The sequence below is a fragment of the Bradyrhizobium sp. HKCCYLS3077 genome (assembly GCF_051167555.1).
Taxonomy (GTDB): Bacteria; Pseudomonadota; Alphaproteobacteria; order Rhizobiales; family Xanthobacteraceae; genus Bradyrhizobium.
In genome coordinates this window covers 987,540-1,008,158 of record NZ_JBNPTH010000002.1, presented here as the reverse complement: position 1 = coordinate 1,008,158, position 20,619 = coordinate 987,540, and the positions used below count along the sequence as shown (strand labels likewise).

Genomic DNA, 20,619 nt, shown 5'->3' with positions numbered 1-20,619 from the left:
CATCTATCCGACTACGTGCATATTGCCCTGGGACTTGGTTCTTTCATGAACGTTCATCTCGTCGGCGATGACTCGGCCAAGCTCGCGCTGCTGCGAGGCATGCTGGCTGAACGCTGCTCGCTTACAACCGAGTTGATCTCGGATGCCGATCTCAAAGGCGGCAATATCGATGCCATCGTCGTTGCCGCGGATTTGCGCGACGTCGACAACATCACCGCATTGAAGGAAATCTCCGACCGGCTGTCGCGCATCCCGCGTCGAATTTTCCTGACCAACAACAAATCGCGCCTGTCGACCGTACAGGCCTATGCGCTCGGCGCCACGAGCGTGCTGTCGAGCACACCGAGCCGCAATCAGTTGCTGGGCAAGCTGCTCGATGCGCGGCCGGGCCCGGCTGCCAAGAGCGTCGTCGCGGACGACCGCCAGGCCGCGTTTACGGGTGCGGGCTGCATCGCGTCGATGTTTGCGGCGGTCCTGGGCGGTGCGGAGATCGACATCGAGGAGACGCGCCGCGCCGGCAAGCGGATCGCCGATTGCATCGCGGAAAACGGCCTCTCCGACTGGCTGGCCACCGTGCGCCGCCATCATGAAGGCACCTATCAGCATTGCCTGCTGGTCACCGGCGTCACGGTCGATTTCGGCCTGAGCCTCGGCGTCAACAGCACCGATCTCGAGCGGCTCTACATGGCCGCGATGTTTCACGACATCGGCAAGGCCAGGATTCCGCTCGCCGTCCTCGACAAGCCGGGCAAGCTCGATGGCAAGGAACGCGCGCTCGTCGAAACCCATCCGGCGGCCGGCTACGAAGCGCTGAAGGACAACACCGCGATCACCGAGGAAGTGCTGAAGGCTGTGCGCCATCATCACGAATTTCTCGATGGCAGCGGTTATCCGGACGGGTTGATGGCCAACAACATTCCCGACCTGACGCGCATCCTCACCATCTCCGACATCTTCTCGGCGCTGATCGAGTATCGCAGCTACAAGCCGGTGATGGCGCGCGAGAAGGCCTACGAGATTCTCCAGAGCATGGAGGGCAAGCTCGAAAAGCCGTTGATCGGCGCCTTCCGCGAGGTAGCGCTCATCCGCTGAATGCCGACGTGCTGAACGGGCCGTTAACGCAACGGCTCGAATTGTCGGGCGGCGACAAGCGTCTCTTGTGGGCTTTGCGCTAGTCTCTGCCGCACGCCGCGCGCGCAATCGCGCGCCGCCAGGGGACTTCGGGACGTGGCAGACATCATCGATCGCGCAATTGGGCCTGCTTCGACCAACATCAGGGAGCGGCACACGGAGCCGCTCGTGCGCGGCCTGGTGCCGCTCGAAAGTGCCTCCGAGCAGGCCTGGCGCGATCTGGCCGACCGCGCGCTCGAACCCAACGGCTACTATCTGCCGGGCTGGGAACGCGCGGTGAATGCCTCGGCCCGCGGCCGCACCGGCACCTCGGCGCTGTGCGCCTTCGACACGGACGAGCCGTCGCGCCTGATCGGCCTGATGCCGGTCACCTCGTTGTGGCGCGCCTACCGGCTGCCGCTGCCCGCTCTCGCCAGCGGCCATCCCTATGGCACCCTGTGCACGCCGCTGCTTGACGCCGACAGTGCGGAGGTGACGGCAGCGCACCTGCTCGCCGCGGCCCGGCGCACCGGCGCACGTGCCCTCCTGCTGCGCGACATGTCCATCGCCGGCCCGGTCATGCAGGCCTTCGACGCCGTACTGCGCCGCGACGGCCTGCGCCCGCGAGTCCTGCAATCCTACGAGCGGGCGTTGCTCGATGCGACGGGAGATGGGGAGACGGTGCTGCAGGAGGCGCTAGGGGCCAAGAAGATGAAGGAGCTGCGCAGGCAGCGTCATCGGCTGGCCGAGCATGGCGAGATCAGGTTCGAGGTCGCGCGCGCGCCCGATGAAGCCGCTGCTGCGCTCGAGACATTTCTCGCGCTCGAGGCCGGCGGCTGGAAGGGACAGCGCGGCACGGCGCTGATCCAGCACGACGGCGACGCGGCGTTCATCCGCCGCGCGGTGCCGGCGCTCGCGCAGGAGGGTGCCTGCGAGATCATCAGTCTGCGCGCGGGCAACACCGCCGTGGCCGCGGGCGTCGTGCTGCGCCATCGCAGCCGCGCGTTCTTCTTCAAGCTCGGCGTCGACGAGCGCTTCGCGAAATACTCGCCCGGCGTCCAGCTGACGCTGGATCTGACGCGCCATCTCTGCAGCGATCCCGCGATCCGTTCGGCGGATTCCACCGCCGGCCCCGATCATCCGATGATCAATCCGATCTGGCGCGGCCGCCTGGCGATCGGTGACGTGCTGATCCCGCTGCATCGGCGCGATGCCGCCGTCGAACTCGTTCACGCCGCGCTGGCCGCGCGCCGCGAAGGATTGGCGCTGGCGCGTCGCGGGGTGCATCTGCTCCGCGCCCTGCGAAAAGGCCGGGCCGCTACTCGGCCGCCTCGGCATTGACCTCGGCCGACACCTGCCGGATGGCGCGCGCCAGCATCTGCGGGTCCTGCGCGCCGGACACCGCGTATTTCTGCGCGAAGACGTAGGTCGGCACGCCGGAGATGCCCTTCTCCGCCGCCTCCTGGGCCTGGGCCGACACAAGTTCGACGTCCTCGTCGGTCCCCAGCATCTTGCGGACGACATCAGGATTGAGCCCGATATCCGCGGCCGCCTGCACCAGCACCTCGGTGTCGGTGAGATCGCCGCCGTCGCGGAAGTACAATTCCATCAGCCGCTGCTTCATCTCCGGCGCCTTGCCGATCTCGCCGGCCCAGCGGATCAACCGGTGGCAATCGATCGTGTTGGGCTGGCGCGCGACCAGATCCGGCCGGTAGCTCAGCCCCTCCTGCTCGGCGGCCGCGACCACGCGGCCCGCGATGCCCTTGTAGGCCTCGACCGAACCGAACTTCGTCGTCAGATACTGCTCGCGGCTGATGCCCTCGCGCGGCACCCAGGGATTGAGGAAGAACGGCCGGTAGTTCAACGCGACCGGGACGTCCGGCACGAGCTTCAGCGCCTCCTCGATCCGGCGCTTGCCGATATAGCACCAAGGGCAGACGACGTCGGACACGACGTCGATGATCAGCGGCTTCAAGGTGCTCATGCCTCGCTCCGAGTTTGGCGTGCGGTTCACCCAAGATAAGGCCATACGCGGCCAGGACAAGCGGGAGTCACGGCGGGGTAACCATCTCCTTCAGCCTGCCGGCGGTGAGCTCATCGGCCGGGAAGAAGGTCTCCAGCGCCAGCTCCGACAGCGTGATGTCGACGGGCGTGCCGAACACCATGGTCGTCGAGAAGAAGCTCAGGACATCATCGCCCATCCGCAGCCGGAACGGGATCGCGACGCTGTCGGCCGCGAGCGGCGCGGATCGCGCCGGCACCGGATAGGATTTCAACTCCTGATACAGTTTCAGCAACTCGGCATCGGCGGTGGCCTCGCATTGCCGGTGCAATCGCTCCAGCAGATGTCCGCCCCACTCTGCGAGATTGACGGTGCGTGAGGCGAGCCCGTCAGGATGCAGCGCCACCCGCAGCACGTTGAGCGGCGGCGCGAGCAGCCGCTCCGGAATGCCCGCGAGCAGCGGCGCAATCATGCGGTTGGCCGCAACGAGGTTCCAATGACGATCGACCGCGAGCGCAGGGTTCGGCTCATGCGCCTTGAGCACAAGGTTCATCGCCTCGCGCGCCGCCTTGAGCGCGGGATCGTCGAGGGAGCGCTGCTGGAACGCCGGCGCGTAGCCCGCGGCGACCAGCAGCACGTTGCGTTCACGCAGGGGCACGTCCAATCGCTCCGCCAGCTTGAGGACCATATCGCGCGACGGCGCGGCGCGGCCGGTCTCCACGAAGCTCAGATGTCGCGCCGAGATCTCCGCGTCCAGCGCGAGGTCGAGCTGGCTGAGATGGCGGCGCTGCCGCCACTGCCGCAGATGCTCGCCGACATGAACGGGTTTGGCGCGGTCGGCGCGCGCCGAAGCGAGCTGTGTCATGGACGGAGACCTATCACGCAGACGTCAGCGCCACCATGACGTGCGAGGTAATCGAAATGCCTCCTCCGCCGGGCCATCGTCATCACCACAGGAGATGACCGATGAGCAGACCGCGCAAGTCCACGACCTTTCCATTCGGCGCCGTCAGCCGCTGGATGGCGGGACTTGCGACCTCGCTCCTGGCGCGCTCGCTCAACCTGCCGGAGCCGCTGCTGCACGTCACCGGCAGCCTCGTCTTCGCGCAGGTCACCGAGATCGAGAGCCGGGCCGCACGCTCGCTGCGCCCGGCGCGCCTGCGCCGTCAACTCCTCGCCTGGTTCCGTTGAACCGTCCACCGCCCCAAACGAAGGAGACCCGACATGATCACCTCGTCCACCCTGCTCCGCCGCGCCCTCATCGCCGATGCCGTGTTCAGCGGTGTCGCCGGACTCGCGCTGACCTTCGATACATCGCCGCTCGCTGCGCTGATGCAACTGCCCGAGGCGCTGCTGCGGGAGACCGGCCTGTTCCTCATCGTCTATGCAGGCTTCGTCGGCTGGCTCGGCACGCGCGCAACAGTCGCAAAGCCGTTGGTCATGCTGGTGATCGCCGGCAATGCCGCATGGACGGTCGGCAGCATCGCGCTGTTGTTCTCCGGCCTCGTCACGCCGAACGTCCTGGGCGAGATCTTCATCGCGGCGCAGGCGGTCGGCACCGGCGTGTTCGCCGAGCTGCAGTATATGGGCCTGCGCCGCAGCGCCGGCGCGGTCGCGGCCTGAGGCCGATCGGTGGTGAGCGCCGGCCGGCCGTATCGACCGGCCAGGCGCTCGCCTCCGAACCGAAATGAGGACATGCGTGCCCGGCGTATCTCCTGCATAGTCGCGCATCGACAGGAGATCGCAGCGATGCAGCCGCAGGTCAGCGGAACGGAAGGCTACGCCGCCGAGGCCGATCAGTTGTTCGTGCGCTACGAAAACATTCCGCCGCAACAGGTGCACGCGGCGGTGCTTCATCTGCTGCCGAGGACGCCCGCCCGCGTGCTCGACATCGGCGCGGGGACCGGGCGCGACGCTGCCTGGTTGGCAGGCCTTGGACATCGAGTGGTCGCTGTCGAGCCGACTGAGGCGCTGCGAATTCGCGCGATGCGGCTTCATGCCTCGCCGGCCATCACCTGGATCGATGACAGCCTGCCCGACCTTGCGGCGCTGTCCGCCCGTGGCGAGCAGTTCGATCTCGTCATGTTGACGGCCGTCCTCATGCATCTCGACGACGCGCAGCGGCGACGCGCGCTTCCCAACATCGCGACGCAGGTCGCGCCGCGCGGCACGCTGATCATGACTTTGCGGCACGGACCGATCCCGCCGGGCCGCCGAATGTTCGAGGTCGATGCGGCGGCGGTCGTTGCGCCGATGCGACAGCTCGGCCTGGACCTCGAGCTCAACCGTCAGACTGCATCGGTGGGCGCTGCGAACCAGGCCGCTGGAGTGAGCTGGACGACGCTGGCTTTTGCCAGACGGCCCTGACGGGCCGGCAACCCCCGCAAGCGGGATCAGGCCGCTTTCGCGGTGCTGGACTTGGTCTTGGGACGCTTGGTGAGACCGCCTGCGGCGCGCTTGGTCTTGCCACGAGTTTTGCCGCGGCTCTTGGCCGCCTTGTCCATGCTGGCCTTGGCCTTCGCCCGCTGCTTGGCCTTGTCCTTGGCGAGCTTCTCCGACTCTTTCCGGGACTTCTTCTCGGCCTTGCGCGCGTCCTTGGCCTTTTCCTTGGCCTTCTCCTGCGCCCGCTCGGCACGCGCCTCGGCCTTCTTCTTCGCCCGCTTCTTCTCGCAGGCCTCGCACTTGCAGCCGATCGGCTTCAGATAGGCTTTGAAATAGTCCGTGCCGTAATCGTAGTTGATCTCGTCGCCCGGCGCGATGTTCTTGATCGCCCGGATGAAGATCTTCTTCTTGCGCGGCTTGACGTCGGACTCGGCGTTCGGCTTGCAGGAGTGATTGATGTAGCGGGCGACGTTCTCGCGGATCGAGCCGTCGATGGTCCAGCGCTTGTCGAGCTCGAACAGATATTTGTTCTCGATCGCGTCTTCTTCCGCCTTTTTCGAGTCCAGCAAGGGACCGAAATAACGGATGATCTTGGTGCCCTTCTTGATCGGCTGGGTGGCGAACAGGCCGAGCCCCGTCTTGGAGCGGCCGATGCGATAGGGTTTGGACGGCGGGATGACAGGCATGAGCGATGAGTTGAGATGGACCTCGCGAGGGGGCCGTTCTAGGATAAAATCGCGGCGCTGTCAGGTGTTTCCGACCGCTGCGGCGCGCCGTCCCCAGCTTGCAGCGTCGACTGCTCGACGAGTTCCTGACTTCACGAGCCAACACATGTCCGAATGTCTCACGATCGGCGCGACGCTGCGAATCAGTGCTGGAGTCATGTTTTGCAGCGTGTGGATGAACCAGGCCGCGGCCGAGACCATCGCGAGCGCCTACACGTCCGCGGCGGAGAAGGATTGCCGTACGGTCGGCAAGCCCGAGGGGGACAGTTCGACCCAGACCTGTACCGGCAAGGACGGCCTGATCGTCCTCGTCAACGAGGATGATCTGCGCCAGACCGTCTCGGTCGGTCGCAACGCCCGTGCCGCTGCCAAGGAGCCGGCCACGGAGACCTTCTTTGGGCCGTTCAACTCGGCCGGCCCCACGATCGAATGGCGGATGGCCGACGGCAAGCCGTTCGCGATCATCCAGCGCTGGCAGATCGCTGACAATGACGACCAGGGCAAGGCGGGTCCGACCAACAAGCCGATGCTGATCGTGACGCGACTGCCGCCGGGCCCAGTGTGCCACGTCGCCTATATCGATGCCGCCGCCAATCCCAACGCCAACGAACTGGCGCGGCAGGTGGCGGACGAGAGCGCGCGCGGCTTCGCCTGCGGCAAGGACAAGGTGAAGGTCGCAGGCAACCGCGGCCGCGCCGTCGATCTGGCGCTCCCAAAGCGCTAGCCCTTCGTGAGTCAGGCACGCTTGTCCTTGAGCCGGTGATAGCGGGCGAGCAGCCGCTCGCCTTTCGCAGCGATCCGGCGGGCCGCCGCGACGGTCCGCGGCACCGGCTCGCCCCAGGCATGCGCCGACAGCGCAAGCCGCGTCGGCTGTCCGTCGGCATCGACCAGCGGCGGCAACTTCTCGCGCCCGTAGAACCGCACCGCCCAGCTGCCCTTGCGGCGCATCTCCTGCGGCGTCATTTCGGATGCCTTCTTGGTGACGCCCGGCTTGAGATGCGCGCCGTCGCGCTTCGCGAAGGCCTTCCGCCCGGCTGCCGTCAGTCCGCCGCGCGGATCTTTCTCGCGCGCGCGGCTCGCTGTCTTGCGCTTCGTCTTGCGTGCCCCGGAGCGGCCTGTGCTGCGCTTTGTCGCCCGCTTCGCGGTGTGCTTCTTGGACGACGCTGCCGCGCGCGTCGTCTTCGCTGTCTTCGACTTCGCGGTGCGCTTGCGACCGCTGGTCTTGGTCTTCGCGGCCTTCTTGGCGGCGACGCGCATGTTGTCGACCAGATTCGGATAGCGCCGGCCGGCGCGCTTGGCGCGCGCCTTGGCCTTGGCCTTCTCGGCCGGCGTCAGATGGGTGGAGGCCTTGCGCGCGCGCTTGCGCGGGTTGGCCTTGCTCCAGGGAGCGCGGGGTGTTCGTGCCATGCGCCACCAACGCATGACCCCTGCCCCGGTTTCCGCTGCGTCGAGCTACGCGCCCGGCGGCAGCTTCGGTACCGTGGCACGCAGCATCGCCTCCAACAGCGACTCGGCCGTCGTGCCCGCGGGCGAGCGGCGCAGGATGTCGGCGAGACGGCCATCGAGCAGCAGCATCGTATAGCCGTGCACAAGCGACCAGGCGCGTGCGATGGCGGCGGATTGTTCGAGCGACAATTCCTCGTCGCCCACATGGCCTTCGCCTCGCGACGCCACCGAACCGGCGAGGCCGGCGAACGAGGCTTCCGCCGCTTCGTGCAGCGAAGGCCGGGAATAATCGAGCCGCTCGGTCCGGAACATCAGCCCGTACATGCCGGGATTGGCCTGGGCGTAAGCGACATAGGCGCGCGCCCGCCCCATCGCGCGCTCGATCGGCGTGCCCGGCTGCTCGCCCGCCGCCTTCATGGCCGCGTTGAAGCGCGTGAAGCCGATCGCCGCGAGTTCGCTGACGAGGCCGGTGAGATCGCCGAAATGATGCGTCGGCGCCGCATGCGACACACCGGCCTCGCGCGCCACCGCCCGCAACGTCAGTCCGGCGAGCCCGTCGCGCTCCAGCACGCGCTCGGCCGCTTCGAGCAGCGCATCGCGCAGCGCGCCATGATGATAGGGCGCGCCCTGCTCGCCCGGGCTCGACGTACGGCGCGTTCGCGTCCGGACCTGTTCTGTCGCTATTCGGCGGCGCTGCGCCCGCGCCTGATCGATCTTCGTGGTCATGAATCTCCTTATACAAACAATTTTGACAGCGTAAAGATTCGACTTGACCTGCCTCTGCCCTGTCAGTAGCTTTATCTTGACATCGTAAAGATAACTGCAAGAACCGGAGGAAGGACGCGCCATGACCATCCAGTTGCAGAGCACGGCCCAGCGCCATACGCGGCGCGACAACATCGCGCCGATCCCGTTCGAGTGCGACGCGCCGTTTCTCAAGATCACCGGCGAACTGCCGCGCGAGCTCAACGGCACGCTGTATCGCAACGGCCCGAACCCGCAATTCGACTCGCCCGGCGCTCACTGGTTCGTCGGCGACGGCATGCTGCACGCCTTCCATATCGAGAACGGCCGCGCCTCCTATCGCAACCGCTGGGTCCGCACGCCGAAATTCGAGGCCGAGCGCAAGGCCGGCCGCGCGCTGTTTGGCGGCTTCGGCCGCCGGCTCGCCGATGCGCCGGCCGATGTGACCGACGGCGGCGTCGCCAACACCAACATCATTTGCCATGCGGGCAAGCTGCTCGCGCTCGAAGAGGCGCACCTGCCCACCGAGATCGAGCCCGGCACACTCGCAACCAAAGGCTATCAGGATTTCGGCGGCCGCCTGCGCGGCGCCTTCACCGCGCATCCGAAGACCGATCCGGTCACAGGCGAATTGCTGTTCTTCGGCTACAACGCGAGCGGTCCGCTCACGCCCGCCCTGACCTACGGCACCGTCGATGCCGGCGGCACGCTTACACGCCTCAGCCGCTTCGAGGCGCCCTATGCCAGCATGGTGCATGACTTCATCGTCACCGCGAACCACGTGCTGTTTCCGATCCTGCCGCTCACCGGCAGCCTGGAGCGCGCGATGTCCGGCAAGCCGCCTTACGCCTGGGAGCCCGACAAGGGCGCCTATGTCGGCGTCATGAGGCGCGGCGGCGACGTCAAGGACATCGTCTGGTTTCGCGGCGATGCCTGCTACGTCTTCCACATCATGAATGCCTGGGACGACGGTGACCGCATCACAGCCGACGTGATGCAGTTCGAGGAGGCGCCGCTGTTTCCGCATCCCGACGGCCGGCCGACCGATCCGACGAAAGCCGTCGCGCGGCTGTGCCGCTGGAGCTTCGACATCGCCGGCAACAGCGACCGCTTCACGCAGACCTATCTCGACGATCTCACCGGCGAATTCCCGCGCATCGACGACCGCAGGGCCGGGCTCGCGAACCGCCATGGCTGGTACGCCTGCGCCAACCCGGACGGGCCGTTGTTCGGCGCCCTCTCCGGCCTTGCGCATGTCGACGGCGCCGGCACGCGGCGCGCCACGCATCTGCTGCCGGACGGCGACACCCTGTCCGAGCCGGTGTTCGTCCCGCGCAGCGCCGACGCCGCCGAAGCCGACGGCTGGCTGCTCAGCGTGGTCTGGCGCGCTGCGACCAACACCAGCGACCTCGCCGTGTTCAACGCCACCGACATCGGCAGCGGTCCCGTCGCATTGGTCCATCTCGGTCATCGCGTGCCCGACGGCTTCCACGGCAATTGGGTCGGAGCCTGAGATCATCGACAGAGCCTCCATTCAACCGGGCCTCACGTTATTTTGACACTGTCAAGATTCAGCTTGACCGCCTCACCGTCACCCCCTAGGGTCATCTTGTCACTGTAAAGATTGGCTCGGGAGGAGCCGTCGATGACCCTGTTCCTGATTCTTGCGCCGTACGGCGTCTACGCCGCGCTGATGATGATGGTCTCCGCCACGCTCAGCCTGCTGGTCGGCGCCGGACTGTGTCTGGCGATCGTCGCGCTGGACATCGCCAAGGGACGGTCGATCAAGATTCTGGGACTCGGCTCGGCCGCGATCTTCGCGGCTGTAGCCGCCTACCTCACCGCCATCGAGCCGGCCATGAGCACCTCGGCGGTGCGGCTTGCGGTCGACTGCGGCATTTTCGCGCTGTCGCTCGGCTCGATCGTGCTGCGCAGGCCGTTCACGCTGCAATATGCGCTGGAGGTGGTGCCGCCGGAAACCGCGGCAATTCCGGGCTTTCTGCGCGCCAATTACATCATCACCGGCGCCTGGACGGCGTCGGCGCTGTTGATGATCGTCGGCAACCTGATGACGCTCTATGTCCCCGGCCTGCCCTATTGGACCGGCCTCGCCATTGCCTTCGCTGCCCGCAACAGTGCACTTTATTTCACGCGCTGGTATCCTGAGTATCGTAGGACAAAGGACATCGCTGCGCAGACTGCCGCCGCAATGTCCGGCCAAGATCGATAAGTGTTGCTCTCCAGGGAGACAGGCGTGAAAGACGTATTCGTGAGGCTGACCGCAGATTTTCTCTCCGCCGCGGTCTTCTTCATTCTCTACCTCGCCACCGACGACGTCGTGCTGGCGACCGCAAGCGCCGTCACCGTCGCCATCGTCCAGGTGGTCTGGGCTCGAATCAAGGGCCACAGCCTCGGCTTCATGGCCTATGCCAGCATCGCCTTGGTCGTGGTGCTCGGCAGCGTCACGCTGCTCACCAACGATCCCCGCTTCATGTTCGCCAAGCCGGCCATCGGGCATTTTGCGATCGGCCTGATCATGCTCAAGCGCGGCTGGATGCTGCGCTATGTTCCGCCGATGGTGGCGGAGACCATTCCCGAATACGTCACCGTGGCCGGCTATGCCTGGGCGGCGCTGATGTTCGCGCTCGGCCTCGGCACGATCGGCGTGGCGATGACCGGCGACGTCAAGCTGTGGGCGATCTACATGGGACTCACCGCCGCCGCCAAGGTCGCGGCGTTCGCGCTGCAATTCATCGCCTTCCGTTTCGTGATCGCCAGCCGCCTGCGGGCGGCGCGGGCCTGATCGCCGCATTGGGCTTATCAGCGAAGATGCGCTATAGGGGCGGCCGAAGGCCCCCTCATAGGCTGCTTCGGGGCCCGGGATGGCAACGCCAGGAGAACGATCGATGGCTGTGGACGGCAACTGGAATCTGACCTTGAACACGCCGATGGGCGAGCGCAGCGCGACCCTGAGCCTGAAGAGTTCAGGCTCCACGCTGACCGGCACCCAGGCGGCCGAAGGCGATTCCGCCGAGATCTTCGACGGCACCGTCAATGGCGACGACGTTTCCTGGAAGGTCTCGATCACGAGCCCGATGCCGCTGACGCTCGACTTCAAGGGCAAGGTCGCCGGCGACACCATCTCCGGCGAAATGGGCATCGGCTTCATGGGCAGCTTCCCCTTCACCGGCGCGCGCGGCTAAGCCGCGCTTTGTAGGGCGGGCAAAGGCGCGCCAAGCTGCCTGATCGGGCGAGATGGCGCGCGCGCCGTGCCCATCATTGTCTCCGAATGCGCCGAAAGACGGTGGGCACGCGACCGCCCTTCGGGCAGCCGCTTTGCTCACCCTAGGCAACCTCGTCTACGGCGAGACGCCGCCGGCCTCCAACCCACCGTTGTCGTCCCGGCGAACGCCGGGACCCATACCCCCAGGGAGCGGTTCGAGGCACGCTGGCCATTGGCATTTTGCCTTCTCACATCCGCCGCGGAGTATGGGTCCCGGGTCGGCGCCACGATCGCGCTGTCGCGCGCTCGTAGCTTGCCCGGGACGACGCTGTTCTGTGCCGCCGGCATTTCCGCTTCACATTTCAAACAACCTGGACAAGCGTCCGCATTCCCGCAGCGAATGACGCCCGAGTGATGCATCGGCGTGGCCCTCGACGAAGGCGAAGGGCGCAGGGAAGGCCAGGCGTCGGCTGACGCCTGCGGCCCGCCTGCGAGAAAGAATGCAGGCGGCAGGTACCACAGGTGCAGCCGGACAACGCCCGGCCTTCCCTGCGCGGTGGTCTTCACGCTTATACGCAGTCTGCCTGGTGCGCCGGGCTTGTTGGCCACCATGCCGCGACAATGCTTGCGCATTGCCGCAGGGGACACCAGCATCGGGGTGTCAGCACGCTGCGACTTCACGTCCGCGCCATGCCGTTCGTCCGCGCATCCGAGGACACGCTGCGACATGATCGCGGCCACCGCTCCCCGCCCCGCGTGTCGTGACGATCGCGCGCAACGCCCCTTCGGTGGGACGGGATGCGGGAAGATAATCATGATTTCCGAAAATTGGCAAGTGATTTTTATTTTTCGGAAAAGACTCGCGCATCGCCCGCGTGAGGTTTGATCTGACGGGCGCGACGACCCCTCCGCCGTCATTCCGGGGCGTGCGTCCGCCACAGCTCGAAGAGCGAAGGCGGAGGCACGAGCCCGGAATCCATTTGGCGGCAGTGCGCGCGGCCTGATGGATTCCGGGCTCGCCGCGCTGCGCGCGCCGCCCCGGAATGACGGCGGAGAGCGTGGCCGCGCCAGTGTCCACTAACTCAGAACCAAATCTGCATCGCCACCTCATGCGCATCGCGCGGCGGCTCGCCCTCCGGCACGCAGCCGGCGCCATCGCGGGCAGCGAGCGCCACCGCGCAGGCGTCGAGCACGTCGTCGGGCTTGGCGCCGGTGCCGCGGCGGGCATGGGTCAGCCAGTCGTCGATGGACGCGAAGCCCGCGGCAACCAACAGGTCGCGCCGCAGCCTGGCCCCCTGCTCCGTCTTCTTCGACGGCAGCGGCGCGCCGTTGAGGCGCAGGAACACCAGCTCCGGGTGCGCCTCGCGGATGTCGCGGTCGCGATGCGCGCGGACGAAGGCATCGACCTCCATGATCTTGCGGCCGAGATGCCAGAGCTGCCGCGAGGCGCGCGGCTGGCCGCGACGTGTGGCTTCGAGGTTCGCTTCATCCGGATCGGTGTAGTTCTCCCACAGCCAGCGCCGCGCACCGGTGAACACGCGGGAGCGGTGCGGCGCGAGCTTGTCGCGCGCGAGCAGATCGCAGGCGCGGGTGCCGTCGTCGGTCATGCCGATCGGGATGTCGATGGCGGCGCGGGTGAAGGCGGATGCGAGGGCGGTGGCGATGTCAGCGGGGAAGCTGATGCTGCGCCTGTCGCCTTCGATCGCGACAGCGACCCAGCCGCGTGAGAAGCCGTCGAGACCGAGGATGCGGTGGGGGTGCATGGCGTTGAACTCCCGATGCGTCCATCGGACTACCTATTCGTCATGGCGCCGTAAACTCAACTAGTCGACGTCGGGCCTGGCCGCTCACCACGACGGCAGTGCTGAGCAACCGGGGACATAGGTGACAGATCTGACCGACGACATAGTTGACACAATTCTCGTTTTGTTCAGATCTTCAATTCTTGTGTCCTTTGCTGCTTTTGCTGCTGTGGACCCTGTGGGCAACGCGTAGCGTTGTCCACAAGTCCACGGCGCTTTCGCTTCGGCGGCCTGAGCTGATGCCTCTTTGGATCGATGGTGCCGAGCAGGACGGGTCCATAGCTCACAGTCCAGCCCGCCTCGGTTTCCGAGAGGCCGACGGGCTCACCCGCGAGTGCCTGGTTGATGTAGATCGTTTCGCCGCCCCACCTGATCTCGCCATTGTGGCGAACACGCCGGACGTCCCTATCCGCTTCGTATTCGGGTGAGCGCAGCACGCCATGATAGGCGCGCGGCGAGGGACGATAGCGATCGGCTGGCGTTGCGTTGTCGAGAGCCTCGTGCGGCCGTTCTTCGTTGAAGATGCGCTGGAAGCTCTGGAAGCGCTTGATCTGCTCGCGCAACGTCCGGGCCGGCGGCTTCGCGGTGTCCTGCAACAACGTCAGATGCATACGTTCATGGCGGCCGTTCTGCTGCGGCTTGCCGGGCGTGATGCGCTCCGGTGTGACGCCGGCCTTGATCAGCTTCACCGATAGCCGCGACAACCCGCCCGCCCCCTGTGATGCGAAGGGTGCGCCATTGTCCGAGCGCATCCTCAGCGGCAGGCCAAATTCACGGAATGCCGCATCCAGCACGGGCCAAACATGCTCACCGTCGGTACGCTGCAACGGCAGGCACCGCAGCAGACAGCGGCTCTCTGCGTCCGTCAGCGTGAGCGGTTCGCAACGGGTGCCATCCGCAGTCAGAAACCAGCCCTTGAAGTCGATGCACCAGACATCGTTGGCTTGCTCGCAATCGGCAAATGGAAAGCTCGAAGGAGGGCTGCGTCGACGAATCTTCCGCTTCACCGTGAGACCCTCGCGGTCAAACAGCGCTCCGATCGTGCTGGCCGCGGGCCACGTCGTGCTGGGCCGCTTCCGCTCGAGAAAGGCGCGTACCTTCGCTGGTCCCCAGGTCGGATGAGCCCGTCGGACTTCGAGGCAGAACTCGGCGATCTTCCCGGAGATTGCTTGGGGGTGGTGCAAAGGCGCTCGGGACCTGTCGAACAGACCCTCCAAACCCTCCTCCTGGTAGCGGTGCCACCACTTGTAGCCCTGCTGCCGGCTGATCCCGAACTCCCGACAGAGTGCCGCAAACGACTTCTCTCCCGCTTCAACTGCCAACACAAAACGCATCCGTTCGTCCACAGCGCAGGTTTCCTTCCAGCCCATCGGCAAGTCCTCCTGCCGATCACCTCAACCTGTCACCCATGTCGTCGGTTTGTTCTGTCACCTATGTAGCCGGTTTGGACCGTGCGCTCCCCTCCCCCTTGCGGGGAGGGGTCGGGGGTGGGGGTCTCCGGACGCTGACGCCCATGAAGGCCAGTCCTCTCTTGCCATCCGAGACATCGTCGTAAGAGCCAGATCGTAAGCGCGTATGTGTGTGCCCAATGATAGAATGAAATTCTTGGACCCCCACCCCCGACCCCTCCCCGCAAGGGGGAGGGGAGCGCACCGTCCTTGCCGCGAGTTTCTGGCTCCAACCCGGCTGAAGCCATCAACGAGTAGACATGACGCGCCGCCCTGCCCCACACGCCAACGGCCGGGATCGCTCCCGGCCGCTGCAAAAAAACGCACCCGAGCCTCGCCTCAGCCGAGGTTCAGCTCCTTGAAGAAGTCGTTGCCCTTGTCGTCGATGATGATGAAAGCCGGGAAGTCGACGACCTCGATGCGCCAGATGGCTTCCATGCCGAGCTCGGGATATTCGACGACCTCGACCTTCTTGATGCAGTGCTCGGCGAGGTTCGCCGCGGCGCCGCCGATCGAGCCGAGATAGAAGCCGCCGTGCTTCTTGCAGGCTTCGCGCACGGCCGGGGCGCGGTTGCCTTTGGCGACCATCACCATCGAGCCGCCGGCGGCCTGGAACTGATCGACGAAAGAATCCATGCGGCCCGCCGTGGTCGGACCAAAGGCGCCGGAGGCGTAGCCGTCGGGGGTCTTGGCCGGACCGGCGTAGTAGACCGGATGGTTCTTGAAGTAGTCCGGCAGCGGCTCGCCACGGTCGAGGCGCTCGCGCAGCTTGGCATGCGCGGCGTCGCGGGCGACGATCATGGTGCCGGTCAGCGACAGCCGGGTCTTGATCGGGTTCTTCGACAGCGTGGCGAGGATGTCCTTCATCGGCTGGTTCAGATCGATCTTCACGACCTCGCCGCCGAGCGCCTGCTCGACCTCCGGCAAATACTGCGCCGGGTGATGCTCGAGCTCCTCGAGATAGACGCCGTCCTTGGTGATCTTGCCGAGCACCTGGCGGTCGGCCGAGCACGACACGCCGAGACCGATCGGCAAGCTTGCGCCGTGGCGCGGCATGCGGATGACGCGGACGTCGTGGCAGAAATACTTGCCGCCGAACTGCGCGCCGACGCCGAGCGACTGCGTCATCTTGTGGATTTCCTGCTCCATCTCGACGTCGCGGAAGGCGTTGCCATCGGCGGAGCCGTGGGTCGGCAGCGCGTCGAGATAGCGCGCGGAGGCGAGCTTCACCGTCTTCATGCACAGCTCGGCCGAGGTGCCGCCGATGACGATGGCGAGGTGATAAGGCGGGCACGCGGCGGTGCCGAGCGTCAGGATCTTCTCCTTCAGGAACGCCAGCAGCCTGTCCTTGGTCAGCACCGAGGGCGTCGCCTGGAACAGAAAGCTCTTATTGGCCGAGCCGCCGCCCTTGGCCATGAACATGAACTTGTAGGCGTCCTCGCCCTCGGCATAGATCTCGGTCTGCGCCGGCATGTTGTTGGCGGTGTTCTTTTCCTCGTACATCGAGAGCGGCGCGACCTGCGAGTAGCGCAGGTTACGGCGCAAGTATGCGTCGCGGGCGCCTTCGCTGAGCGCGGCCTCGTCGTCACCATCGGTGATGACGTTGCAGCCCTTCTTGCCCATGATGATGGCGGTGCCGGTATCCTGGCACATCGGCAGCACGCCGCCGGCGGAGATGTTGGCGTTCTTCAGGAAGTCGAGCGCGACGAATTTGTCGTTCGGGCTGGCCTCGGCATCGTCGAGGATGCTGCGCAGCTGCTTCAGATGCCCGGGGCGCAGGAAGTGGTTGATCTCACCGAACGCTGCTTCCGACAGCGTCCGCAGCGCCTCGCGCGACACCACCAGCATGTCGCGTCCCAGCACCTTCTCGACCCGCACGCCCTCGGTCGTGATCTTCTTGTAGGGCGTGGTGTCCGGCCCGAGCGGAAACAGCGGCGTGTGCTTGTAGGGCGGGACGGGCTTGGACTGGTCGGGGAAAGCGGTGGGCGCATTCATGGCGAATCTCGCAGGGGTTCTAAAAGCGGCCGCCCAAAGCGGTCTTGACAGGTCTGATATCACCCTGGCGCCGGGGCGCAACATATGGTTCGGCATGGCCGTTCCGGGGCGGGACCATGCCACCTTTGGTCTGAAGACCCCCCTTTCGGGATGCGGCAGCACTTACCCGTAATCAGCCTTGGCGATCTCGCGCACCATGAACGATCGCAAGCACCACGATGTGCTGAGCGGCTTCGTCGACTTCATAGACGACGATATATGGCCCTTCCAGCAGTTCTCTGGTTCCGCGGACCAGGCCGGGCCGTCCGATGCGAGCAAGCCCCGGCCGCCCGAGTTGATTGATCCGCGCACGAATACGTCCAACTACCGCGGCGGCCGCCTTGGGGCTGTCGTGAGAGATCCAAGCGAAGATCGCCCCCAGATCGGCGACGGCAGCTTCGCGGATCAAAACCTTCATTTACTGATCAAGCTGTCGATGCGCGCGTTGAATTCGTTCAACGTCAAATTGGACGCGCCTTCGTCGTCGCGCCGCCGCTCGACTTCTCGCATCTGCTCGTCGGTCAGATAGTATCCGGCCTGATCCTGCGCCTCCATCAGCGCAAGAATTGCGGCAGCGTCATCCTGCCGGTCGCTCGACCAGGTCAGAACGCGATCCAACATATCTTTGACCTGCGGCTTGCTCATTGCAAAATCATAGCAGTTTCGGTCGAGGGCGGAAAGAACAGCCGTGCCGAACCAACGGCAGTGCACCCGCCCGCCTCCCGATCCGACCGCGAGATCGATTGCGCAAGCTCAATCGATTATGTAACCTGAGATTGTTGTACGATTCATTTTCACTCTGGAGGCGTCATGAAACGAGGTCTCTTTGCGATCATCACATTCGCACTTGCCTTGACGACCCTGCTGCCAAGCCCCGCCGGCGCCGTCGGTCCCGGGCGCGCGTGCGGCGGCTTTGCCGGCATCCCATGCAATGCCGGCCTGTATTGCGAGTTTCCGGCCGGCCAGTGTGGCCGGTTCGACATGATGGGCGTGTGCCGCCGCAAGCCGACATTCTGCACCAAGATCTACATGCCGGTGTGCGGCTGTAACTTCCAGACCTACGGCAACGACTGCGAACGCCGCGCCGCTGGCGTTTCGCTGTCGCATCCCGGCCGCTGCTGGTTCTGAGCGAGCGATCGCGCCGCTGCCGCCCGGCCCCGTGACCGCGGTCCGTCAACACGCGGTCAATTTGGCCGACGATCTTGTGCGGCCGCGGCGCATCGCGCTTGCATGACCTTCGCGCGCAGGCTTCAATGGCGCGGGGGTATTTTGAATGCAGTCTTCTCGTGTGTCCTACGGCCGGTGTTCATTTGGCCGCAACATCATCTTTGCCATTCTCATTGCGCTCGGCGCGATGCTCGCACCGCAGGCGGCGCGGGCCGATCGGTGCGACGACGTCGCCAAGGAACTCAGGAACGGCATCGAGGGCATCAAGATCGGCCAGACGGCGGCCGGCACCGTTTATCTCGCGCATCCGAAGGCGCGCGAGATCACGCTCGGCTGCTCGTCGAAGAATTTTTCCAACCAGCTGTTCGGGAAAACCGACCGCAAGCCGCCGCCGGCCTTCGTCGAGCTGATGGCGAGCGCGGCGGCGATCGTGTTCACGCTGCCGAAGGACGACATGGTGCGCGGCGTCAACCGCTGCTACCGCCGGCTCGGCATCTTCCGCGGCGACGACGTCCCCAGCCGCTACCGCAGGCTGGACATGCGCTGCACCCGGACCAAGACGGAATCCTCGATCACGATCACGCGCAGCAAGGATCAATAGCGGCGGACCCGGGTGCCGCCGGTTTCTGCGAAGCCATCAGCAAGCCGTTCACTATTGGCGGCCGCCACTCACAGTTGCAGACAATTCGAGCGATCCGGTTGACGCTTCCTTCGCTGGACATGGCCACGCTCGGGCCAACACCAAGCGAGGAGCTGGACCATGTCCGTTTCGAGCGTTTCGTCGTCATCAGCGCCGCCCTCACCGCCGCCGGTCTCGATCGAGACGAACAAGCCTCAGACGCAGCAGGCGCAGAGCCAACAGACGCAGTCGTTCAAGCCGGACAAGACCGGCGACGAAAACGCTGCCGAGAACAAGGCGCAGCGCCCGCCGCTGCCGCCCGGTCAGGGCACGCGCGTCGACATCATCGCCTGACGACCCCACACCCTCAGGCCAACTTCGTATGACGGCGGCGCCTTCGGCGTCCGCCGTCATACGTGCTACGCATCCAGCGCCTTGTAGTGGCGGAAGATGCCGTCCTCGTTGAAGGGGATGCGGCGCTCGCTCTGCAGATAGGCTGCGATGTTCGGCCTGGCGGCGACGCGGTCGTGCAGCGCGACGAGGCCGGGAATGTGAGGCTCGAACGCGGCCATCCGGTTGGGGAACGCGTAGCGCAGGCCGGCGATGATCTGGAACAGCGACAGGTCGACATAGGTCAGCTTGCGGCCGGTGACGTAGGCGCCGCCGCTCTTCGCCAGGATCTGCTCGAAATAGCCGAGGAATTTCGGCACCCGTTCATTCCAGAACTCGGCGGTGCGCTTCTTGGCGGGCGCGCGCTGGTCCTCGTAGTAGAGCGTCGGGCCGAGCGGATGATGCGTGTCGTGGATCTCGACGACGAAGTCGGTGATCGTGAGCTGCAGCTGATGCACCCAGAGCTGGCCCGCCTCGGCCTTCGGCGCGAGGCCATGGCGGCCGCCGAGGAAGAACAGGATGTTGGCGGTCTGGCCGATGACGCGGCGGCCCGCTTTCAGGAAGGGCGGCGCGAAGGGCGGCGTGGCGCTGTCCGCCTCCAGCATAGCGCTCATCGCCGCGATGCCCTCCTCGCGCGCCACATCACGATAGGAGGCGCCCGCCTCCTCCAGCGCGAGCCGGACATATTCGCCGCGGCCCTGGATCATCGGCCAGTAATACAACTCGTAACGCATGGGCCATCCTCGAGGTGATGCGCCCATACGATGCGAGGGAGACGGACGCGCGGTGTCAGTTCGCCGCGAAGCAGTATAGCAGGCCGTCGCCACCGGTGCTCTTCAGATCGGCCTGGGAACAGCCGCCGTCGGGACCGCGCGAGGGATGCGAGGTGTTCCACGATCTCGACGGCTCGTCGTCGCGCAGCCCGATGCGATCGGAATGGCCGACCATCGCAGCGCCTTGCGTGGAGCTCGTCCAGTTGCGGCAGGTGCGGTCCTCGCCGGCCGCAAAGGCCGTTCCGTCGGCCTGGGAACCCGTCAGCACATCGTGGCGGTTCGGCGTGTCGCCGCGGCCGTTGATGACCTCGCCCTTCTCGCTCAGCGCCGTCTGCTTGGTGAGGTTGTTGGATGCGCCGTGCAGGTCCGCGACGTCCTTGGCGACGACCACCCCCTTGGCGTTCTGCCACGGACCCTTGCCGATGCGATCGCGCGCGTTGACCGCGGGCTGGCCATCGGCGGCCTGCGTCGAGAGATAGGCGCGCCAGGTCTTGGCCCCGGCTCCAGCGGCTTGCGCCAGGGTCTGGCAGTGCTTGTCGGCGCCGGCGAGGCCGCCGAGATCGCCGCCCTTGCCGGGGCCGTTGCTGGTCAGGAAGAAGCTCATCTCTGCGCTCTGGGCCGAGGCGGTCGCGATCAGGCCGGGTGCTGCGCCGAGCAGCGCGCCCGCGATCATGATGGTGCGGAGCGGTGTCATGATGTCCTCCCTCTTGGACGATGTGTGTTGGACGGTGTTGGCGCATCGCTTGGACGCGAT

General features: G+C 66.0%; 24 protein-coding genes and 1 pseudogene. 13 read left to right on the top strand and 12 right to left on the bottom strand.

Going from position 1 to position 20,619, the window contains the following annotated elements; all coding sequences use genetic code 11:
* Nucleotides 1-45: 45 nt before the first annotated feature.
* Together ACQR0Z_RS10790 and ACQR0Z_RS10785 are read left to right on the top strand one after the other, a co-directional pair.
* Nucleotides 46-1,092 (top strand): HD-GYP domain-containing protein, encoded by a 1,047-nt coding sequence (locus ACQR0Z_RS10790; RefSeq protein ID WP_434918565.1) that lies wholly within the window; start codon nt 46-48, stop codon nt 1,090-1,092.
* A 135-nt stretch (nt 1,093-1,227) separates the two neighbouring features.
* Nucleotides 1,228-2,451: a GNAT family N-acetyltransferase gene (locus tag ACQR0Z_RS10785; RefSeq protein WP_434918564.1), complete on the top strand. Its 1,224-nt coding sequence runs from the start codon at nt 1,228-1,230 to the stop codon at nt 2,449-2,451.
* Here ACQR0Z_RS10785 and ACQR0Z_RS10780 read toward each other — a convergent pair.
* Both ACQR0Z_RS10780 and ACQR0Z_RS10775 read right to left on the bottom strand, forming a co-directional pair.
* Nucleotides 2,429-3,094 carry a DsbA family oxidoreductase gene (locus ACQR0Z_RS10780; protein WP_434879723.1) on the bottom strand — a complete coding sequence of 222 codons (666 nt, stop codon included), beginning with the start codon at nt 3,092-3,094 and terminating at the stop codon, nt 2,429-2,431. The two genes, ACQR0Z_RS10785 and ACQR0Z_RS10780, sit on opposite strands and share 23 nt — an antisense overlap.
* A gap of 67 nt (nt 3,095-3,161) precedes the next feature.
* Entirely contained in the window at nt 3,162-3,977 is an 816-nt protein-coding gene (locus ACQR0Z_RS10775) for a helix-turn-helix domain-containing protein (protein WP_434918563.1), read from the bottom strand.
* 101 nt (nt 3,978-4,078) lie between these two features.
* On the opposite strand from ACQR0Z_RS10775, the gene ACQR0Z_RS10770 reads away from it, so the two are divergent.
* The 3 genes from ACQR0Z_RS10770 (at nt 4,079) to ACQR0Z_RS10760 (ending at nt 5,479) form a co-directional block, all read left to right on the top strand.
* Nucleotides 4,079-4,303, top strand: a complete 225-nt coding sequence (locus tag ACQR0Z_RS10770; protein ID WP_434918562.1) for a hypothetical protein — start codon at nt 4,079-4,081, stop codon at nt 4,301-4,303.
* A 33-nt stretch (nt 4,304-4,336) separates the two neighbouring features.
* Nucleotides 4,337-4,735, top strand: coding sequence for a hypothetical protein (locus tag ACQR0Z_RS10765; protein ID WP_434918561.1), 399 nt, complete (start codon nt 4,337-4,339; stop codon nt 4,733-4,735).
* 126 nt (nt 4,736-4,861) lie between these two features.
* Nucleotides 4,862-5,479 carry a class I SAM-dependent methyltransferase gene (locus tag ACQR0Z_RS10760; protein ID WP_434918560.1) on the top strand — a complete coding sequence of 206 codons (618 nt, stop codon included), beginning with the start codon at nt 4,862-4,864 and terminating at the stop codon, nt 5,477-5,479.
* 26 nt (nt 5,480-5,505) lie between these two features.
* Here ACQR0Z_RS10760 and ACQR0Z_RS10755 read toward each other — a convergent pair whose 3' ends face one another.
* Complete coding sequence (locus ACQR0Z_RS10755) at nt 5,506-6,180, bottom strand: SET domain-containing protein (RefSeq protein ID WP_434879728.1); 675 nt, start codon at nt 6,178-6,180, stop codon at nt 5,506-5,508.
* A 196-nt stretch (nt 6,181-6,376) separates the two neighbouring features.
* On the opposite strand from ACQR0Z_RS10755, the gene ACQR0Z_RS10750 reads away from it, so the two are divergent.
* Entirely contained in the window at nt 6,377-6,943 is a 567-nt protein-coding gene (locus ACQR0Z_RS10750) for a hypothetical protein (protein ID WP_434918730.1), read from the top strand.
* Between the two features lie 11 nt (nt 6,944-6,954).
* Here the strand turns inward: ACQR0Z_RS10750 and ACQR0Z_RS10745 are convergent, their stop codons facing one another.
* Complete coding sequence (locus tag ACQR0Z_RS10745; protein WP_434918559.1) at nt 6,955-7,626, bottom strand: DUF6321 domain-containing protein; 672 nt, start codon at nt 7,624-7,626, stop codon at nt 6,955-6,957.
* A 45-nt stretch (nt 7,627-7,671) separates the two neighbouring features.
* Nucleotides 7,672-8,391: a TetR/AcrR family transcriptional regulator gene (locus ACQR0Z_RS10740; protein WP_434918558.1), complete on the bottom strand. Its 720-nt coding sequence runs from the start codon at nt 8,389-8,391 to the stop codon at nt 7,672-7,674.
* A 121-nt stretch (nt 8,392-8,512) separates the two neighbouring features.
* On the opposite strand from ACQR0Z_RS10740, the gene ACQR0Z_RS10735 reads away from it, so the two are divergent.
* The 4 genes from ACQR0Z_RS10735 to ACQR0Z_RS10720 all read left to right on the top strand — a co-directional run bounded on the left by ACQR0Z_RS10735 (nt 8,513) and on the right by ACQR0Z_RS10720 (nt 11,612).
* On the top strand, nt 8,513-9,922 hold the full coding sequence (locus ACQR0Z_RS10735; RefSeq protein WP_434918557.1) for a carotenoid oxygenase family protein: 1,410 nt from the start codon (nt 8,513-8,515) through the stop codon (nt 9,920-9,922).
* 132 nt (nt 9,923-10,054) lie between these two features.
* A complete protein-coding gene (locus ACQR0Z_RS10730) occupies nt 10,055-10,639 on the top strand; it encodes a hypothetical protein (protein ID WP_434918556.1) in 585 nt (194 codons plus the stop codon).
* Nucleotides 10,640-10,663: 24 nt separating this feature from the next.
* Nucleotides 10,664-11,212, top strand: a complete 549-nt coding sequence (locus ACQR0Z_RS10725; RefSeq protein WP_434860960.1) for a septation protein IspZ — start codon at nt 10,664-10,666, stop codon at nt 11,210-11,212.
* Between the two features lie 103 nt (nt 11,213-11,315).
* The gene (locus ACQR0Z_RS10720) at nt 11,316-11,612 is read left to right on the top strand and encodes a hypothetical protein (protein ID WP_434860959.1); all 297 of its coding nucleotides are present in this window, start codon (nt 11,316-11,318) and stop codon (nt 11,610-11,612) included.
* 1,102 nt (nt 11,613-12,714) lie between these two features.
* On the opposite strand, the gene ACQR0Z_RS10715 is transcribed toward ACQR0Z_RS10720, so the two are convergent.
* The 5 genes and pseudogenes from ACQR0Z_RS10715 to ACQR0Z_RS10695 all read right to left on the bottom strand — a co-directional run bounded on the left by ACQR0Z_RS10715 (nt 12,715) and on the right by ACQR0Z_RS10695 (nt 17,561).
* Nucleotides 12,715-13,395 (bottom strand): DUF429 domain-containing protein, encoded by a 681-nt coding sequence (locus ACQR0Z_RS10715; protein ID WP_434918555.1) that lies wholly within the window; start codon nt 13,393-13,395, stop codon nt 12,715-12,717.
* A 251-nt stretch (nt 13,396-13,646) separates the two neighbouring features.
* A pseudogene (locus ACQR0Z_RS10710) lies at nt 13,647-14,804 on the bottom strand (helix-turn-helix domain-containing protein); the annotation flags it as partial.
* Nucleotides 14,805-15,221: 417 nt separating this feature from the next.
* Nucleotides 15,222-16,877: a fumarate hydratase gene (locus tag ACQR0Z_RS10705; protein WP_434918554.1), complete on the bottom strand. Its 1,656-nt coding sequence runs from the start codon at nt 16,875-16,877 to the stop codon at nt 15,222-15,224.
* Nucleotides 16,878-17,049: 172 nt separating this feature from the next.
* Entirely contained in the window at nt 17,050-17,334 is a 285-nt protein-coding gene (locus ACQR0Z_RS10700; protein ID WP_434918553.1) for a type II toxin-antitoxin system RelE/ParE family toxin, read from the bottom strand.
* Nucleotides 17,331-17,561 carry a hypothetical protein gene (locus ACQR0Z_RS10695; RefSeq protein ID WP_434860956.1) on the bottom strand — a complete coding sequence of 77 codons (231 nt, stop codon included), beginning with the start codon at nt 17,559-17,561 and terminating at the stop codon, nt 17,331-17,333. Before ACQR0Z_RS10695 ends, ACQR0Z_RS10700 begins: the two co-directional genes overlap by 4 nt.
* Before the next feature lie 165 nt (nt 17,562-17,726).
* On the opposite strand from ACQR0Z_RS10695, the gene ACQR0Z_RS10690 reads away from it, so the two are divergent.
* From ACQR0Z_RS10690 to ACQR0Z_RS10680, 3 genes are all read left to right on the top strand, one after another.
* Nucleotides 17,727-18,044: a hypothetical protein gene (locus ACQR0Z_RS10690; RefSeq protein ID WP_434860955.1), complete on the top strand. Its 318-nt coding sequence runs from the start codon at nt 17,727-17,729 to the stop codon at nt 18,042-18,044.
* A 226-nt stretch (nt 18,045-18,270) separates the two neighbouring features.
* Nucleotides 18,271-18,684, top strand: coding sequence for a hypothetical protein (locus ACQR0Z_RS10685; protein ID WP_434861064.1), 414 nt, complete (start codon nt 18,271-18,273; stop codon nt 18,682-18,684).
* 159 nt (nt 18,685-18,843) lie between these two features.
* Nucleotides 18,844-19,056: a hypothetical protein gene (locus ACQR0Z_RS10680; protein WP_434860954.1), complete on the top strand. Its 213-nt coding sequence runs from the start codon at nt 18,844-18,846 to the stop codon at nt 19,054-19,056.
* 65 nt (nt 19,057-19,121) lie between these two features.
* Here the strand turns inward: ACQR0Z_RS10680 and ACQR0Z_RS10675 are convergent, their stop codons facing one another.
* Nucleotides 19,122-19,826: a glutathione S-transferase gene (locus tag ACQR0Z_RS10675; protein WP_434860953.1), complete on the bottom strand. Its 705-nt coding sequence runs from the start codon at nt 19,824-19,826 to the stop codon at nt 19,122-19,124.
* A 55-nt stretch (nt 19,827-19,881) separates the two neighbouring features.
* Entirely contained in the window at nt 19,882-20,559 is a 678-nt protein-coding gene (locus ACQR0Z_RS10670; RefSeq protein ID WP_434918552.1) for a lectin, read from the bottom strand.
* Between the last annotated feature and the right edge of the window lie 60 nt (nt 20,560-20,619).

Coding starts and splice junctions, on each gene's coding strand:
- ACQR0Z_RS10790 (WP_434918565.1), top strand. CDS start 46: ATGAACGTTCATCTCGTCGGCGATGACTCGGCCAAGCTCGCGCTGCTG.
- ACQR0Z_RS10780 (WP_434879723.1), bottom strand. CDS start 3,094: ATGAGCACCTTGAAGCCGCTGATCATCGACGTCGTGTCCGACGTCGTC.
- ACQR0Z_RS10775 (WP_434918563.1), bottom strand. CDS start 3,977: ATGACACAGCTCGCTTCGGCGCGCGCCGACCGCGCCAAACCCGTTCAT.
- ACQR0Z_RS10770 (WP_434918562.1), top strand. CDS start 4,079: ATGAGCAGACCGCGCAAGTCCACGACCTTTCCATTCGGCGCCGTCAGC.
- ACQR0Z_RS10765 (WP_434918561.1), top strand. CDS start 4,337: ATGATCACCTCGTCCACCCTGCTCCGCCGCGCCCTCATCGCCGATGCC.
- ACQR0Z_RS10760 (WP_434918560.1), top strand. CDS start 4,862: ATGCAGCCGCAGGTCAGCGGAACGGAAGGCTACGCCGCCGAGGCCGAT.
- ACQR0Z_RS10755 (WP_434879728.1), bottom strand. CDS start 6,180: ATGCCTGTCATCCCGCCGTCCAAACCCTATCGCATCGGCCGCTCCAAG.
- ACQR0Z_RS10750 (WP_434918730.1), top strand. CDS start 6,377: ATGTTTTGCAGCGTGTGGATGAACCAGGCCGCGGCCGAGACCATCGCG.
- ACQR0Z_RS10745 (WP_434918559.1), bottom strand. CDS start 7,626: ATGGCACGAACACCCCGCGCTCCCTGGAGCAAGGCCAACCCGCGCAAG.
- ACQR0Z_RS10740 (WP_434918558.1), bottom strand. CDS start 8,391: ATGACCACGAAGATCGATCAGGCGCGGGCGCAGCGCCGCCGAATAGCG.
- ACQR0Z_RS10735 (WP_434918557.1), top strand. CDS start 8,513: ATGACCATCCAGTTGCAGAGCACGGCCCAGCGCCATACGCGGCGCGAC.
- ACQR0Z_RS10730 (WP_434918556.1), top strand. CDS start 10,055: ATGACCCTGTTCCTGATTCTTGCGCCGTACGGCGTCTACGCCGCGCTG.
- ACQR0Z_RS10720 (WP_434860959.1), top strand. CDS start 11,316: ATGGCTGTGGACGGCAACTGGAATCTGACCTTGAACACGCCGATGGGC.
- ACQR0Z_RS10715 (WP_434918555.1), bottom strand. CDS start 13,395: ATGCACCCCCACCGCATCCTCGGTCTCGACGGCTTCTCACGCGGCTGG.
- ACQR0Z_RS10705 (WP_434918554.1), bottom strand. CDS start 16,877: ATGAATGCGCCCACCGCTTTCCCCGACCAGTCCAAGCCCGTCCCGCCC.
- ACQR0Z_RS10700 (WP_434918553.1), bottom strand. CDS start 17,334: ATGAAGGTTTTGATCCGCGAAGCTGCCGTCGCCGATCTGGGGGCGATC.
- ACQR0Z_RS10695 (WP_434860956.1), bottom strand. CDS start 17,561: ATGAGCAAGCCGCAGGTCAAAGATATGTTGGATCGCGTTCTGACCTGG.
- ACQR0Z_RS10690 (WP_434860955.1), top strand. CDS start 17,727: ATGAAACGAGGTCTCTTTGCGATCATCACATTCGCACTTGCCTTGACG.
- ACQR0Z_RS10685 (WP_434861064.1), top strand. CDS start 18,271: ATGCTCGCACCGCAGGCGGCGCGGGCCGATCGGTGCGACGACGTCGCC.
- ACQR0Z_RS10680 (WP_434860954.1), top strand. CDS start 18,844: ATGTCCGTTTCGAGCGTTTCGTCGTCATCAGCGCCGCCCTCACCGCCG.
- ACQR0Z_RS10675 (WP_434860953.1), bottom strand. CDS start 19,826: ATGCGTTACGAGTTGTATTACTGGCCGATGATCCAGGGCCGCGGCGAA.
- ACQR0Z_RS10670 (WP_434918552.1), bottom strand. CDS start 20,559: ATGACACCGCTCCGCACCATCATGATCGCGGGCGCGCTGCTCGGCGCA.